We start from the raw sequence: 16,077 nt of genomic DNA, 5'->3' as shown, positions 1-16,077 counted from the left end.
ACATCTGCCGTAATCTCAAATAATCCAAATTGGCTTCTACGTGATTGTATGCTGATTCACCCATTATTCAAAGACCTCCCCAATTATTTGTAAATTTTGTCTCGCCAATTCATCAATATCTAAGAACTTATTCGTGGAGCCCTCAAGGGCTTCTCTATAATGACTTGAACGATAATTCAATTTTCTTGAGGAAATGACGTGTTGAGCGATAATTTTCATGTTAAAATAAACCCATAACTGATTGTCAATAATTTGAATAGATACTTTTTTTCCATAATATCCTGATGGAACAGAATATTGACTGGATTTGTAACTAATCATATTTGAAGCATTTACTTTGACAGTTTTGTGTGTAATTTTGTAAGAGTCTCTGATACTACTTGCTGGTAGGGTTGTCAGATGGCTCTTTTCTTTTTCAAATTCAATCAATGGTATTTTCCCCGTTCCTTGATGGATTTGTCTATTAACACGATTGCAGAGTTCCTCGACATATTTTGCTAGCTCAATAATAGTGAATTTTCTTGGTATGCATGAATTTCGTCAAGTAGCTTCATCTGGGATTCAACTTTTCCTTTTGTACGAGGCCTAGCTGAAATACAAGGTTTCACTTTAAATCCGAAATCCTGTGCGAACTGAGCGAACTTTATATTGATCTTTCCGGAATAATTTTCTGTTCGAGCATCATCCATAACAGATTTCATGTTATCAGTTACTATTTCTTCAGGGACGCCTCCTAATTTTTCAAATGTATTTGTCAAAAAAGAGAATAGAACATCCTGAGTTTTCGAAAGAGTTAGTTGAAAGGTTCTAAATCTTGAATTAGAGAGGACTAGGACTGCGACATTAACATCGATAAGTTCGCCATCAACTGTTTGATATCGTATACTCTCTTTCCAATCAAGCTGCGCCTGTTTTCCTGGAATCGTTTCAAATCTTGGTGTCCCCGGAGTACTTAGACGTTTGCCATCTTTAAAGTAGGATCGAAACTCTTCAATATTATTGATATATTTCCTGAAGGTCGAGCTTTCACAAACCAATCCATGATTATCTGTCAAATATTGCCATAAAACCCGCATATAATAGAATTCTTGTGGGCATTCCTCAGAAAGCAAGGATGCAATTACTTCATAATAAGGATCAATCTTTGATGGTTTATCTCTTTTTGTTTTTGGAATAAACCCATTAAGATATTTTTCAACGGTACGTCGATCTTTCCCAAGATCTCTTGCTAATTTACTTTTGTTAATTTTGAGTTTCAACTCTTTCATCACTTCTCCTAAACGTGGTAAGTCACTAAGTGACTTTACCTCAAAAGTAGTATCAATATTCATTTCAAATTCCATAACGATCACCTCAAAAAGAGTATGAGGAATTTTCTTAAATATGTACATCCTTATTCTCGCGATTTAGGACATCTTCATTTTCTCATTTGTAACCAGGATTACCCATTAAAATCAGATTCTCTTTTTGATCAATAAATCGTAACGTTTTCAGCTCTTTGATTTGTTTCTTCATTTTTACTTCTAAATGGCTATCCATGTAATCATCAAACGTCACTTTACTTGACAATTTTGATTGGCGAATCAGTGTTTGGATCCGATTATTTTGTCTCTGCTCAATCTCTAACATAAGCAGCTGTGTAAGAAATTCCTCGAAGCTTTGATCCAGATCAATTGCTTGTTGAAGTAACGTTGAATAGTTTTTCTTCAGATAGGGTAGTTTTAATTGTTTGGCATATGCTTCGATCATTTATTGGCCGCCTTTCTCACTTGGTGGATCACATTATATTCCTGTAACTGGTTTCTCGCTTCGTTTACCGCTCGACTAGGCGGTGTTTTAAAGACCTTATGGTCTTTAAACGCTTCTTCTTCTAATTGAATGATCAATTGATCCAAAGAGATACTTAAATGATTTTCAATAAATTGAAGAAATCTGCGTGGTGTTTTTTGATAATACTGAAGAAAACAGCGTCGAAGCTTCGGCGTCTTCTTCAAAACAAGTGAGTGTTCCAACGACTTAGGTTTTCGTAAAAAAGTCGTTAAATAATGACGAATATCGATCGAGTACTGCTTTTCTCCCTCCTGAATAGAGTGTGTCGCGATAATTTGACTGGATCCAACGATTTTCAGCTCGTTGAGATAACGTTTCACGATTACTTTCTGTCCAACCAAATAATCTGGAACTGAGTAATAGTTGCCATTCACATGGACGAAACTATACTTGTCTACTGTTTGTTTCGTGGTAATACCGTAGTCATAAAATCCTCGTAATAGCTGTAATTGATCCTGCTCCACTGCGATCGTTGACTCGACGTTTAATTCAAGTAAGGCTTGGTCTAAATGTCTTTGGGCATGTCCGATTGATTCAAACTCATACTGTTTTGTGAACGCTTTTCGCCGTAAGACCTGTACACTTTTCCCTACATGACCTTTTTTATGGCCACTGAAGGGATTGGTCACCACTGGTTCAAAGCGATAATAAAGAGCCATTTTCACTAACTCGTCATTGAGTTCCTTCTCGTGCCGGCCGACAAAGCGTTTCACTACGTTTCGCATATTGTCATAAACAACTGTAGAGTAAACGCCTTGAAGTTGTTCAAAGAAACAAATATGGGCATCCAAGAAAACCTGTTGATTGGCAGATTCATAGAGCTTTCCCCAGCGATAACCAGAAGCTGGACAAGAGAATACTGCGAGTGTCAATGTTCTCTTTTGTTGGTTGATCAGACATTTTACTTCGCCAAAATCAAACTCGGTTCGATATCCCAACGGATAAAGTTGCTTGATATAAGCTTCCTTTTTAGCCCGGAGCTTTTCTCGAATATACGGGCGTAATGTACTCTGTCCGATATCAAAACCTTCTGATACCAACATTTCGTGAATAGCTACAGTTGTCAATCGTTGTTTATGAGGCCCCAGTTGCTTCGCTTTTAATTGATCAAATGCGAGTATTTCTTCGACCCGTTGGTCGATTTCAGGCGTATATTTTCTAGGCTGCCTATTGTTTGTTTGATAAGTCGGTGGAGCTGTTAACTGCTCCTTTTTTATCGGATTGGCAGGATCTTGTTCCAATACTCTTTGTGCTGCTTGATATTGCCGCCAGTAACGGCCAACCGTTTTTCGATTGAGACCTAATTCTTTTGCAACAGAACGTTGAGAACGGCCACCTTCTAGCAGACGAATGATTGTTAATTTATCCATAAAAGTTATCACTCCAAGACCTCCAATAAGTATATTGATTCTTTACTTATTGTGAGTTATTAGTGGTGTAGTTTTCAACCATCCGACCTAAAGTAAGTGGTGCACTTTCAAGGTTCTTTCCCACTCTAGTTGAATTGTGTTACATTAGACGAAAACTGGGAGAATACTATGGAACAAATCATTAAATCTCTGGATTCAGAAATTATCTATCTTAATCATAAAATTATTGAGAACAAACTAATGATTTACGGAAAACTTGAAAGAACTCAAGCTAGTTGCCCTTACTGCAAAATGGGGAGTTCTCGAGTCCACTCTACTTACAAAAGAACGTTTAGAGACCTTCCTGTCTCAATATACGAGACTGTTATTGTTCTCACTATTCAGAAATTCTTTTGTGAAAATGAAAATTGCCGCTATACTACTTTCACTTTTCCATTGTTGTTTGCTAAAAATCATGCACGTAAAACAATACGATTAGAGGATAAAATTCTATCCCTGTCCCTAGAAATTAGTTCGAAGAATGCATCTAAACAGTTAAAAAAGGAAAAAATAGATATCAGTAAAAGTACGATCTGCCGAATGATTAAAAAAAAGAAATTCGAATAAACAAAGATAAGTTTACCAAAGTTTGTATCGATGACTTTGCGATCAAAAGGAGACACACTTACGGAACGATCATGGTTGACTTAGAATCTCATAAGATCGTCGATCTTATTCCCTCCCGAGATTTTGATGATGTTAAAAGGTGGTTAGAAACTTTTCCTAACTTGGAAATTGTCTGTCGAGATGGTTCTCGTACTTTTAAGAATGCAATTGCAGAAAGCCATCCAACTGCCGTACAGATAAGCGACCGTTTTCACATAATAAAGAATTTTTCTGAATACCTAAAAAAATTTCTTAAGCAAGTACTCCCAAGTAACATTCCTGTTGTTGTCCCGGAAAATGTGAATGGATTAAAGCCTTATTTGTCATTAAAAGAAAAAATATTCATGGCAAAAAAATTATTTCAGTCAGAGAATTATTCAATTAACCAGATAGGTAAAGAACTCAGAATGGACAATCGAACAGTAGAGAAATATCTTTCACTCTCTAACAAAGAACTAAATAAGCTGTTCATGACGAAAATGGAAAAGCAACAAATAGAACGTCGCGATCAAAAGCGAAAATTAATAAAACAAGTTAAAAGGCAATATGCCAACGGCATAAGTATGAGACGATTAAGTGAGATTTTCAGTCTCAATCGCAGGACCATTAAAAAATATGTTGAAATCAGTCTGGATGATGAGACCCTGATTCAGAAAAGAGAAAGGCCAAGAGACAAAACTAAGCGGTTTAAAAAGGAAATTAATCAACTTTACCAGGAAGGCTACACTGCCAGAAGCATCTTTCATGCTATTAAGGGGCAGGGATACACAGGTTCCGAGTCAGCTGTCAATCCCGATTTTCAAATGTAATTTTTTGCCGGTGAGAATATGCTAGTTTTTACCGATTCTCTTGCTTTTCTCATCTGTAGTTGCCTGAAGGACATCCTTATCAAGCAAATAGTCTTTCATTCGATAAGACCTCCCGGTAATCTTTATTAGTTGGGAGTGGTGGACCAATCGGTCCAATATGGCATTTGCTAATGTTGGGTCTGAGAATACTGCTCCCCATTTTGATAATGGGATATTGGTTGTAATAATCGTCGATTTCGTTTCATATCTCCTTGTGATTAACTGAAAAAAGAGATTTGCGCCAACCTCTGAAATCGGTAAATAACCAATTTCGTCGATAATGAGCAGTTTATATCGGCAGTAATTTTTTATTAATGCTTCGTGCCGGTTTTCTTGATAGGCTTTGGTCAATCGCTGAATCAGTTCATTACACGTAATAAAATAGGTGCTGATTCGTTGACGACAAGCTTCCATACCGATTGCCGTTGCTAAATGTGTTTTTCCAACACCGCTGCTACCGATAAATAAAATGTTCTCTTGTCGTTCCATAAAATGCAGACTGGATAAGTCCAACAGTTGCCGTTTGTTCACACTTGGCTGATAATCAAAGTCAAAATCGGACATTCGTTTTTCATAGGGAAAGTGGGACGTTTTGATATTCATTTTTTCTGCCCGTTGTTTTCTAAACGCTAATTCCCGTTCCGTTAATGAATAAAGAATATCGATTGTGGATAGTTCTTTTGTTCTTTCAGATTCTAAAAAGCGAGGGAGATATTCTTTGATTTGATCTAGCTTTAACGTTGTTAGATTCTCTAGTAACTCTTGGTATTGTGACATGGTGCCTCCTAATAGAACTCGTCGTAGAGTTTCAAATTTTCTTGAACATAGTGTACAATTTCTTCATCCGATTTTGTTCGATAAACATCAGATTTTAAAATCTCCTACATATCATCTGAATCATAATTAAATTTTTTCTGACTTAAAAGATGTCTTTGAATGCATTCACCGTTATAATGAATAGTAAGTTCGCCGGCAACAGCTTGGAGAGAAACTGTCTTGCCGATATAGCGAACGGGTACAGAGTACTTATTCTTTTGATAAATCACGAGCGATTCTTTAGATACCTTACGAGAGAGGACATCTTGTGTGTAGGTCGTTAGTAATTTTGAATCAAAGGGCAATAAGTGCTCTTTTTCGTGTGCAGTAAATTTCAGTATTGGTGGGCCATCAATTGCTTGAGAGGTTTCTTTGTTCAGCTCTTCATTGAATTCAAAAACAAGATCGATTAAATCATCCAATGTATCAAATTCACCGTTGTATACTTTTAGCTGCTCGACCGTTCGGGCTAAGGCTTCCACTTTTCCTTTTGTTTGCGGTCGATATGGTCGACAAGCAATTGGTTTAAATCCTGCGTCTTTACTGTATTCATAGAACCTTTGGTTCCAAGTCACCTTTCTAAACTGAGTTCTACTTTGATCAACGACAGTGCGCATATTATCAAACCAGATTTCATGCGGGATTCCTTCAGAAGAGAGAACGGCATTGTTCAAACAACGAAGTAGTGTATCTTGTTTTCTGTCTAGCGTTAACTCGATATACTTCCAACGTGAAAAGCCTAGAACATATAAAAATAAATTGATTTGGAACCGTTGACCCGAACGATTATAAAGGACAAGATCTTCTTTCCAGTCAACTTGTGCAGACAAACCTGGCTGTGTTTCAATTCGGATTGTCGCTTTCTGAATGTGTGTTTTTCGTAATTGACTGCAGTAATCTCTTAGAATAGAATCTTTCCCTTCATAACCTTTCTTCTTAATAAAGCGATAAATCGCTGACGCAGAACAGCCTAGTTCTACTTTCTCTTGAATAATTGATCGAAAAGGATCTAATTTGCTCGGGCGTTTTTTAGGTACGGCTTTCTTTTTAGATAGATCGTTTTCGTAGTAACGTTTGACAGTACGCGGATCACATTCGAACTGTCGGGCTAAGTGGGTAAAATTAGGTTTAATATCACTCATAATATAAATTTGAACTCCTTCATGTACATCTGATCGCATAAAATCCTCCGGATTGTTTTTAAATCAGTGTACTAAAAAATGTAAGAAAAACACCATTTTTCTCGTCGGCATTTTCTTACATTTTACTGTCGGGATTCACATCAGCAATTAGAAATTTAGTGCATCAACTAAAGATTGCCCAAACAGGCAGAACGGTGATTCCAAGAAGTAGGATTATTCACCTGCTTTACCAGCCGCATCTAGATGGAAATTTGAATCAAAAACATTTAGTACAACTAATAGCTGATTACCCTCTATTAGGCAGTTGTCTGTCCCTTTTTTACCAGTTACAAAGAATTTTTAGAGAATTGGATGTTCCTAGCTTCACTAAATGGCTTCAAATTCTAGAAAGCTCAAAATTATATAGCATGGATTCCTTTCTGACTGGGATCAAAGGGGATCATACCGCTGTTTTCAATGCAGTAAAATATGTTTATAGCAATGGACTTGCGGAAGGCAGTGTGAATAAAACAAAGTTAGTAAAACGAATTATGTTTGGAAGAAATAGCTTCGATCTTTTAAGAAAGAAAATACTTTTAAGGGAAGTCAACTAAAGTGGGAAAGAACCCATTTTAAACTAGCATAAACAGCGAAAAAGGGGCGCAATCAACAGGAATCATTCTGAGCATTCTACGAACAGCTGTAGAAAATGGCTTAGACCCAAGAAAATATCCCCAACCTACCAAGTTTAACAAAACCTGCGCTGGCAGCTTATTTGCCTTGGAAACATGAAGTTTAAAGAAAGTGGCAAGCTAACTATTAATAAAAAAAAGCACGCCCATCAATCTTCCTCAAGTATACGGGATGATTGATGGGCTTTTTAATGCGCATTACTATCTGACGCTTACATTTATTCTCATAAGTCTATCAAAAAAAGGACCGCAGATATCATCCATAAAATGGACTTTATCTGCAGCCTGATCTTTCTTAATGGTTTATTAAGGAAGGAGTTCAATATTCTATTTAGTAAATATTAAAATTTAAACTTGTTTCTTCTAAAAAAGAAAATTGAGGAAATCCCTGTGAAGATGATACCTAGAGTAGCATAATTATTATCTGAATCACCGGTTTTGGGTAATTGTTCTTTTACATAATTCTGATATCTAATGCTTTTTATAGGAGTCTTTGTTTTCTCAGTACTCGAATTTTTTAAAGATTTGGTGCTAGCTTTGTTTTGTGTGATTACTGATGTATTTAGAGTTTGAGCAGAAAGACTTTCCTGTATTTGAAGAAGTAATTGTTCCATTTCTTCAACAGTTGAACAGGAGTAAAGCTGTGTTAGATAGTACTCGCTATTTTCTTCAGTCATAAGTCCTTTTGACACCCAATCTTCAATTTTTTGACTCGAGTTTTCAAATGCTTCAAACCAATCAAATAGACCGCTATCAATCAGATATTCTCCCATAATTGATTCGATTTCTTCGGATGTCTTTGCTTTAGATATTTTAAGTAAAAGTTGATCAATATCTTTTTGAGTAATAAACTGTTCATCTTTCAGAAATAATAAAAACTCTTCAGTATACTTGTAGGTGCTTTTCAAAATAAACTTTTTGGTGGCTTCTTCTATTTCAGCTACAGTTTTATAAGACTTCAATTCTTTTTCAAATTTAGCAATATCTTCTTTAGACAAGTATTCATTATCATATGTCTCATTCAAAGTAACTTTTGCAGCAGCTAGAGCGTTGTCTATGCTAGTTTTATTAGCAGATGATTTTAAGTCATTCTTGCTAGAAAAAGATGAGCCACCGTTATTAGAAATTTCGCTAGATGTAGAAGTTTCAATGACATTGCTCTGATTCTGAGCGGTTGTCTTATTTTCTTTGAGAGAAGGTATTTCTTCTTTCTTAGAATCGTTATTGTTTTCTTTGCTAGAAGCCGTGAAATCAGATGAAGACGAATTAGTAGTCACTTCGTTTTTTTCGGGAGAAGCTTCCTTTGATTCTAGTGTGTTATTATCAATTACTGTTACTGTTGAAGATTCCGAGCTTCCAAGAGTGGCTTCCGAACTTGGAATAGTTTGTTCTGAATCAGAGTCAATCGGTGCTGTAGAAGAATCTGAGATTCTTGTATTGTTTATATTTTCTAATTCAGATGTATTTTCAGCGTATACTACATGTGAACTAGATAAGATGAGAACCAGTAACAAACAAGTCTTATAGGATATTCTTAGATATTTTTTCATAGTCGCCTCCGTTTTTTTGATAAATACTCTTTTAATATATCATTAGTTACGTTAAAAGTCACTATCGATAATAAAATAATGCTTTTGATATATTTTATTTATTAAAAAAAGCCATTTATATGCAAAATAATCAGTTTATCCATTGATTTTGCAGCTCCAATAGTTGGAATAAAGTAACGAAAGTCAACTGGTCTAATTATTTAGAGGAGTAAATCATTTTGATAAATTATTTTGAAACTTACTTATTTCTATTCCAATCTAAAATAGAATTCGCAATTTTGTGATCTCAGAAACCCCTCCTCAACCTTTGAAGGGCAGGAGGGGTTTCTTTTTGTATTTAGTGTTAAATTAATTTGCAGGAAAAGGCGGAAGCTGAAGGAAATGTTTTTTTCAAAAGGTTGGGATTATTTGACGGTTTTAGTAAATATCAGATTGGAATAAATTGACGGATGATAGTACATTTCCAATCTAAATTGAATTATAGAAAATATATGATAAACGGTTCGCCATTTCAAAGTTATTATATGGGATTAGTTTCTATTCCTTACTATAAGTTCTAGGATAGTTGTTTGAAATGATCTCAAATCTTGGTATTTGTCTTTACATTCTAAATAAAGAATGGGGCAAATTCCCTTATTATTCAACCGAAAAAATCTATTGGTACTTATTATAAGGTCAACTGAACTGTCCATTAGAAGAAAGCAGTTGGAGGAGATAAAATTTAATTTAACAATCGCTCTTGTACTTTCAAAAAGGAAATTCTTTAGAGAAAGGGTATTAAATTCCCCATTAGAATCATCAATGAATATAAATAAATCTTTGGTTGTCATGAATTCGTTTTCAATGCTCAGTACAGCATACAGGAATATTGAGTATTCCAGATTTGAGTAGATAAGATCGTTTCTGGAATTTAGCTTTTCCAGTTTTACTCGGATGTTATCCATTACTACACTTATATCGTCTGGGTATAGATGATAATCTTCTCCAACGGGAACGCAATGATAAAAATTCATAAGCAACAAACGCGTATGAATCACATATAACTCTTTTTCCAACTTATCATAATCAAAGTTAAAGTGAGAAAAAATTAGCCCAATATTATGAAAGAAAAATTGGTTGGCCTCGTAGATATTTGAGTTGAACTTTTCATGACTACTTTTTATCAAATTAAAGAATCTAGTATTTCTAAAGAAAGCTAATTTGGACTGCAAAAATAACAGCATGAAGTATAATTCATCTTCAAAATTGGAATAGATAGAGGTTATTTTTTTAGATGATAACTGTAAGTTTCTAGCAAATTCACTACCAATTAGTACAGATTCATTAGGTAACTCTTTTTCTTGAATTCTATGACCTGAAAAATAGCGAAGTAATGTTATATCAACGAGATAATCATATTGAATTTTAGTAATTGGATCAAGCTTATCTGACAACATCAAGTTTAACTTTTCAATCAAGAATTCTTTTTCAGTTGTGTGCTTTATATTAAAAACGTGTATATAACCATTATAAACCTTCCAAAAAAAATCCAAAAAGAAGATACGAATAGTTGGTTCAAGCCCAGAAAGTATAAGTTCTTTTTTACGTATCTGTAGATGAAGTTCATAGTTGAGTAACATGTTTCTTAGTTCATAGATATTTTTCTTAATTGAAGAGTAACTTAAGTTGTACTTAAACTCTAAATCAGAAATCTGTGTCTTTCTATTTAACAATAAGTCTTCTAGGATATTTATTTTGAAAGATAGGTGATAAATTTTTAATAGGAGTTCTTGGGCTAAGTCATAGTTATCTTGAATTAATCTATATTTTTTTTCAGAAACTAATACTGGGGAATTACCTGTTTTCTTAGAAACTTTTGTTGCTAAATCCTCTAAACGATCCAAATATTTTTCAGTAGTTCGTTTCTCAAACCCTATTGCCTCTGAAATTTCATTTACTCCATGGAAATCTGGCGAACCGCTTAAATAATTATAAATTGAAAGCAATGATTGACTTTCAAAGTCTAATAATTGTTCAAGTATCATAAAAATTGCCTCCCAAACAAAATCATATGCAAGTTGCAACAAATACGAGATTAATTACGTATATTAATTTTCTTAAAGAACGTTCGTTCAAGCTTAATTGATCATATTGTATGTTTACCAGGATTATTCTTAGCGCAAAAAATTGTTATATTGGTTAATCAAATTTGTTTTTTTTCTTCAAACTTCAAGAAAGCGTCTAAATTTCAGTGTTCAGTACTAGTAGAAAAGTTTAGTGGGAGTCTCTCTATATATTTATTAAAGCATGCTCAACCAATAATTCTAAATATTGTTAATATACTTCAAAAATCTGAGGGACAATAATATCAAGTTTTAAAATTTCGTCTTCTGAAAGTAATTTTCCATCTTTTCTAAAAATGCTGATACTTCGCTGTTCTTTTTCTAAAGTATAGCTCTCTTTCGTGTACATGGCTCTATGGTTGTTTAAGAAGTTCTTTATAAACACTGACCTTAGCTGACTGAGAGTTAGTCCGTTTCCGCCCTGTTTCAAAGATGGGGACTCAAAAAAATAGACTCTTCTATCATTGGAGAGTGAGCCTCTCATTTTATCACCTCTGCTCTTAAAAATTTATTTTGCTTAAAAGGTTATCATCGTTACTTTTTTTATGTAATATTATCACTTTTACCACTTCGACGACAGATGCTATGGCTGCTAAGATTGTAACTATTGAAATTAAAATCTACATGGGTGTTAGCCCAGTAAACAAAATCATCAATCAAATTTTTTAGCTCCTACATTTAAAACACACTCTATTATTAATATATCAAAAATGGTTATTAAATAATTGTTTTTTCGTAAAGAATATTCCGTATGGGTAAAATTTGATAAGATATCGTTTTTTTGAAAATAATCCAGCTGTTTATTAACACCAACAATTTAGAATCTGAAATGGTAAGTGATTCCAAAGTAAATGAGAAGCTTGGAAACAGAAAGAAGCCCTCTATTTTTTATTTTAAACCAAAAAGTAATTTTTATCGATTTATTTGTGCAAGAAATCTAAATCCAGTAAATACTTTTAATATTAATTGCTATTGAAACCTTTGATCATAAAATTTGGGCATGGACGTATCAGATATTCTTTCTCCAACGTAGAATATGGAATAATGAACTAACTTATTTCAAGAAATAGCTTTATCCTATCCAATTTGACCTTGATTGCAAAAGTTTTTTGATATCTCAAATAAAAAAGATCCAGATGACCATCTTATAAACTTGTCATCTGGATCTTTGAGTTATCTGTTCTAATAGTCTTTTTTGGAGATTCAATTATTTCATGATTGAAGATGGTCCTGTACTCACGGTACTCGAAAATTTATAATAACCGGGAAATTCTAAATCCTCAAAAATAAAGATGGCGAGTGCCATGTCGGAAAAACTGGACTGAATGATATTTCGGTAATGTCCGGCTACTCCAGGAACTCCCAATCTAGCAGCATCTAGCTCCTTCTCAATATATTGGTTGAAGATTTTTTAGCAATGAGTTGTGCAAGAATATTTGAATCCTCTTGGACAGATGAAATAGGAATATATGCATGGGAAATATTCTCAGTCCAAAGATCCATTTTTGGAGATCCAGATTCGCGATTAATTACATAAATACTATCAGGATTAATACTTGTTGGTCGAGTATGTGAAAAGTTATAAGTCACTTCAACTGCTCGTTCACCTAATTCACGAAATGCGGCTTAATCTTTCGTAATACTTACTTTTGCATCACCATAGTTCTCTTGTTCTTCTTGAACCTTTTTTTCGAAGTACTTAGCCACCTCTCACCTCTTTAGACAAATTAATATTGACCAATTTATCCGCTTGTTCTATAGAAACTCTAGTATCGTTATTAACAACTTGGTTTTCTATTTCTTTAATATCTGGATCATTTGCAGACTTAATACTATCTATAATAGGATCTTTTGACGAGGTTTTTTTAAAAGTAACTATTGTAGTATATGTCGTAACAATATCCCCATTGGGCAATGTTTCAACTGTTTTTTGTTGGCTGTAATTCTGAGATTTTTTCATATCCTGTGAGGTCAGATAACGCTTCTCCGTATTCATCAACATTTTTTGTGACATATTTTTCAATATTTTGGATTTTATGATAGGTAATTGTTGTAGTGAACGTGGCAATCGTATCACCATTAGGAAGCTCTTCGATGTTTTTACTATTTCAGATTCTTTAATTTTGAAGTATCCTTCTAAGTCACTCAGAATATTTCCATCTTCATCTACATTGATGATTGACTGCTTCTCTGTATTTGCAATTTTGTGATAAGTTACTGTTGTAGTATAGGTAGTAACAGTATCACCGTTAGGCAAAGATTCTATAGACTTTTCAGGTTGCGATTCAGAAACTTTCACATATCCAGAAAGGCCATCAAACACATTCCGAATAGACCGAAATCATGATAAGGTCGTCGAAAGAACGTATAAATATTGCCTTGTGTAATCCCTAGCTGCCGCATTTGAAGGTACCGCTGTTTCAACTGTACGTTAAGAGAATATCAAAGTGGTAGATTCACATATGAAAAAAAGAAATTGTCGTCCATCCATTAGAAATTAACAAAGGGGAATTGTGTGTTGTACTTCACTACGATCGAGGTAGGCAACAAAGTTCTCTTATCTATCATGATCTGTTTATCGAACAACACATCACATATTCAATGAGCGCACCTGAAATTCCTATCGACGAGGTGGTAATCTAACCGAATATTAATTAAAATTTGGCAGGTCCCTTACCGTTAGTTTAAAAGGCGGATCTCGCTTTTTTAACATCCATTAATCCGTAAAAAAGAATCGGGTGAATAAAAAAAAGGGTACCTACTAAATAATTTATTTTTTCTCAGAACTAAAATCAGATATTATACTAGATCGTATGAGAAAATCAAGCCAAGGTTAGAAAATAAGCCGGAATTGCTTAAATTATTTTAGTTAGATTATCGAATAATAATCCGACCTTGTGCTCCAAACATTGATGAGCGCATCTTTGTTGCTGATAATACTCTCGTTATTAACCACTTCTTATTGACCTGTTTTTCTTTTGGATGTTAAATTGCAGAGTTCGGCAGGGTGGATCTTCCCAAATTATTCTCTGGTATACATAGGTTGTATGAGTTAATCGTGTCTATCAGAAATTTTTAGTTTAGAATAATTTCCGTTTTAAGATAAAAACTGAGAAGTAAGAATGTGATAGAATTAATTCTGCACTAATTACCAACTTTATAATATATGAGTTTAGGACATCGTAATGCGGTCTAAAAGTTATGTTTAGTTTAAATAGCTAGAGGAATGATTAATGTGAATAGAATATAAATGTAGAGTATAGTCAATCAAAAGAATACTGATTCCTCCGATGCTCAATTAACAGAAAGTATCATTGGTCAAAAAAAAATGAAATTTTCGTATTACCATTTTTTCGTGAGTATAGATGAGTATAGAATTGAGACAAATGAATACAGGTATTATAAAACAGGGGGAACGTGGATTTTTTTCAAGGTTCTCTCTGTTTTCTTAATCTTTATACATAAATTAGTTTTTCATCTTTAAAAATGACTATATTCGTTTTTATAAAATATATACTGTCTTTTTAGAAGTTCATTTTAGTTGCGATTATGCTTTTTTTATTTAAACCTCTTTCTTATTAATTCTTTTTATGATTAAATAATAATTATTATTAATGATTAGGAGTTGGGAAATGGTGAGAAAGTGATTTAAGATGTATAAGAAAAAATCATGGGTGGTGTTGCCAATGTATTTTTTGGATTGCTAAGTGCGTCACCGTAGTTGGCATATGGGCGACCAGTTCAAGCAGCTGAGTCATGATTGAAGAAGGCGCACAAGTAACAGATCAAGACAAACAGAGAGGAAGAGCTTAGTAGAAGATATAGATGACTTAGAAAATAGTGAAATACGCGCTTCTGAATCAACTGTTGATCAATTGGAAAATTCTGAAGATACATCGGATTCAGTAACTGTTGAAAATGACTTGGAGAGTATTAAGCCTACTTGAAAAAACGAGGAATAATAACGATGTAGGTAGTAATATCACAAAAAGGCAAAACTTACCATCAAGAGTTTCGAGAAATGAGGATCAGAAAAAACAAGTTGTTAAATTCAGTACTTACAGCCGTAATAAAAATTTCTATGTATAGAGTGTATAACCCAAACTCTGGAGAGCACCATTTCATATGGAACACGAATGAAATTACTATATTGAAACGAGGTGGATGGTGCTATGAATGTATTTCTTGGTACACCTTAGGATAGAAAAGTCGGAAGGAGATTATGTTAGATTGGTAATACGGACACCTTATTTTCACTTAAAGTGGACTCTTTAAAGCAATCTCTCGAAGTCAAAAGAGAAAAGGAAATTTATTCATTGCTGGAATAAAAGGGAATTCAGCTGGTGGATTTGGGCATACAGGTATAGAGACAAGTAACAGCAGGAATATTCATTGTAACTATACAGACAATGGCATTTCCGAAACGGTTATTTTGAATCGGACGGAGAATTCATGTTATTGGTTCAGATTCATTAAAAAAAGATTCATAGAATTTGTTAAAACTAGAATTAGTGAATAGGATATGGAGGAAATGATCGATGCAATGGACGAAAGAAAAAATATTGTCTGATGCTACAACTGCATTAAATTCTGAAAATCAACCATGGGTAGTTCGTGTGGAAGGAGACGCTATCATTGGAAGCTGGAAATGGATGGATGCACGCTTTTTTGCGACGAATACTATCTCTGAAGAAGATCGAGAATATGAATTTATAGTTATTTTGAAAGACTCTGGAAAATGGAAAGAGAAAGATAAAAAAAATGAACGCTCTTCAAAAGTGACATTTAATGACGGTAAGATCGGTATTGGAATGGAAAAGTCTGTTTTTAAAGGAAAGATGAAACAAAAATCGATTTCTTTTAGCATTGGGCAGAATCAAAAAGAGGGAGATATTGGTGTTGTGAAATCCGAATTGGACACTTCTCAAATAAAAAAAGCGATTCGGAATTATCTTAAACAGTGTGGTTGGAAAAAGAGTGGTTTATTTGGTTAAGAAGACTAGACAGAGAATACTCAGTTTTCTCTGAAGTACGAGCAATGTATCTTTTTATTTATTCTATCAATTTAAGAAGAAATATATTTCAGATGATAATTTCTTATAT

12 protein-coding genes and 2 pseudogenes are annotated in these 16,077 nt (G+C 34.0%); 6 read left to right on the top strand and 8 right to left on the bottom strand.

Annotated elements, in window-relative coordinates; genetic code table 11:
- Positions 1 to 63: 63 nt before the first annotated feature.
- The 3 genes and pseudogenes from istA (IGI67_RS10150) to istA (IGI67_RS10140) form a co-directional block, all read right to left on the bottom strand.
- Positions 64 to 1,343, bottom strand: a pseudogene (gene istA / locus IGI67_RS10150) (IS21 family transposase).
- Positions 1,344 to 1,425: 82 nt separating this feature from the next.
- Positions 1,426 to 1,749 carry an ATP-binding protein gene (locus IGI67_RS10145; protein WP_429957637.1) on the bottom strand — a complete coding sequence of 108 codons (324 nt, stop codon included), beginning with the start codon at positions 1,747 to 1,749 and terminating at the stop codon, positions 1,426 to 1,428.
- A complete protein-coding gene (gene istA / locus IGI67_RS10140; protein WP_429957636.1) occupies positions 1,746 to 3,200 on the bottom strand; it encodes an IS21 family transposase in 1,455 nt (484 codons plus the stop codon). The genes IGI67_RS10145 and istA (IGI67_RS10140) overlap by 4 nt, the downstream gene beginning before the upstream one ends.
- 168 nt (positions 3,201 to 3,368) lie before the next feature.
- Here istA (IGI67_RS10140) and IGI67_RS10135 point away from each other — a divergent pair, with 168 nt between their 5' ends.
- Both IGI67_RS10135 and IGI67_RS10130 read left to right on the top strand, forming a co-directional pair.
- Complete coding sequence (locus tag IGI67_RS10135; protein WP_429957635.1) at positions 3,369 to 3,806, top strand: transposase family protein; 438 nt, start codon at positions 3,369 to 3,371, stop codon at positions 3,804 to 3,806.
- Entirely contained in the window at positions 3,797 to 4,654 is an 858-nt protein-coding gene (locus tag IGI67_RS10130; protein WP_429958632.1) for a transposase, read from the top strand. Before IGI67_RS10135 ends, IGI67_RS10130 begins: the two co-directional genes overlap by 10 nt.
- A 21-nt stretch (positions 4,655 to 4,675) precedes the next feature.
- On the opposite strand, the gene istB is transcribed toward IGI67_RS10130, so the two are convergent.
- Both istB and istA (IGI67_RS10120) read right to left on the bottom strand, forming a co-directional pair.
- A complete protein-coding gene (istB, locus tag IGI67_RS10125; RefSeq protein WP_429957634.1) occupies positions 4,676 to 5,470 on the bottom strand; it encodes an IS21-like element helper ATPase IstB in 795 nt (264 codons plus the stop codon).
- A gap of 8 nt (positions 5,471 to 5,478) precedes the next feature.
- Positions 5,479 to 6,690: pseudogene (gene istA / locus IGI67_RS10120) on the bottom strand (IS21 family transposase).
- Positions 6,691 to 6,809: 119 nt separating this feature from the next.
- On the opposite strand from istA (IGI67_RS10120), the gene IGI67_RS10115 reads away from it, so the two are divergent.
- Positions 6,810 to 7,244: a transposase gene (locus IGI67_RS10115; protein ID WP_429957633.1), complete on the top strand. Its 435-nt coding sequence runs from the start codon at positions 6,810 to 6,812 to the stop codon at positions 7,242 to 7,244.
- 419 nt (positions 7,245 to 7,663) lie between these two features.
- Here the strand turns inward: IGI67_RS10115 and IGI67_RS10110 are convergent, their stop codons facing one another.
- The 3 genes from IGI67_RS10110 to IGI67_RS10100 form a co-directional block, all read right to left on the bottom strand.
- Entirely contained in the window at positions 7,664 to 8,872 is a 1,209-nt protein-coding gene (locus tag IGI67_RS10110; RefSeq protein WP_429957632.1) for an LPXTG cell wall anchor domain-containing protein, read from the bottom strand.
- Between the two features lie 530 nt (positions 8,873 to 9,402).
- Positions 9,403 to 10,896: a helix-turn-helix domain-containing protein gene (locus IGI67_RS10105; RefSeq protein WP_429957631.1), complete on the bottom strand. Its 1,494-nt coding sequence runs from the start codon at positions 10,894 to 10,896 to the stop codon at positions 9,403 to 9,405.
- A 1,777-nt stretch (positions 10,897 to 12,673) separates the two neighbouring features.
- Positions 12,674 to 13,297, bottom strand: a complete 624-nt coding sequence (locus IGI67_RS10100; protein ID WP_429957630.1) for a hypothetical protein — start codon at positions 13,295 to 13,297, stop codon at positions 12,674 to 12,676.
- Positions 13,298 to 14,995: 1,698 nt separating this feature from the next.
- Between IGI67_RS10100 and IGI67_RS10095 the strand changes: the two genes are divergently transcribed.
- From IGI67_RS10095 to IGI67_RS10085, 3 genes are all read left to right on the top strand, one after another.
- The gene (locus IGI67_RS10095; RefSeq protein WP_429957629.1) at positions 14,996 to 15,178 is read left to right on the top strand and encodes a hypothetical protein; all 183 of its coding nucleotides are present in this window, start codon (positions 14,996 to 14,998) and stop codon (positions 15,176 to 15,178) included.
- Positions 15,179 to 15,253: 75 nt separating this feature from the next.
- The gene (locus tag IGI67_RS10090; protein ID WP_429958631.1) at positions 15,254 to 15,493 is read left to right on the top strand and encodes a peptidoglycan amidohydrolase family protein; all 240 of its coding nucleotides are present in this window, start codon (positions 15,254 to 15,256) and stop codon (positions 15,491 to 15,493) included.
- Between the two features lie 19 nt (positions 15,494 to 15,512).
- The gene (locus IGI67_RS10085) at positions 15,513 to 15,968 is read left to right on the top strand and encodes a hypothetical protein (protein WP_429957628.1); all 456 of its coding nucleotides are present in this window, start codon (positions 15,513 to 15,515) and stop codon (positions 15,966 to 15,968) included.
- The last annotated feature ends 109 nt before the right edge of the window (positions 15,969 to 16,077 follow it).

The organism is Enterococcus sp. AZ196 (assembly GCF_050498845.1).
Classification (GTDB): Bacteria; Bacillota; Bacilli; order Lactobacillales; family Enterococcaceae; genus Enterococcus_A; species Enterococcus_A murrayae.
Note: the sequence above shows the minus strand (reverse complement) of the source record. Positions and strands in the feature narration are given on the sequence as shown.

Coding starts and splice junctions, on each gene's coding strand:
- IGI67_RS10145 (WP_429957637.1), bottom strand. CDS start 1,749: ATGATCGAAGCATATGCCAAACAATTAAAACTACCCTATCTGAAGAAA.
- istA (WP_429957636.1), bottom strand. CDS start 3,200: ATGGATAAATTAACAATCATTCGTCTGCTAGAAGGTGGCCGTTCTCAA.
- IGI67_RS10135 (WP_429957635.1), top strand. CDS start 3,369: ATGGAACAAATCATTAAATCTCTGGATTCAGAAATTATCTATCTTAAT.
- istB (WP_429957634.1), bottom strand. CDS start 5,470: ATGTCACAATACCAAGAGTTACTAGAGAATCTAACAACGTTAAAGCTA.
- IGI67_RS10110 (WP_429957632.1), bottom strand. CDS start 8,872: ATGAAAAAATATCTAAGAATATCCTATAAGACTTGTTTGTTACTGGTT.
- IGI67_RS10105 (WP_429957631.1), bottom strand. CDS start 10,896: ATGATACTTGAACAATTATTAGACTTTGAAAGTCAATCATTGCTTTCA.
- IGI67_RS10095 (WP_429957629.1), top strand. CDS start 14,996: ATGAGGATCAGAAAAAACAAGTTGTTAAATTCAGTACTTACAGCCGTA.
- IGI67_RS10085 (WP_429957628.1), top strand. CDS start 15,513: ATGCAATGGACGAAAGAAAAAATATTGTCTGATGCTACAACTGCATTA.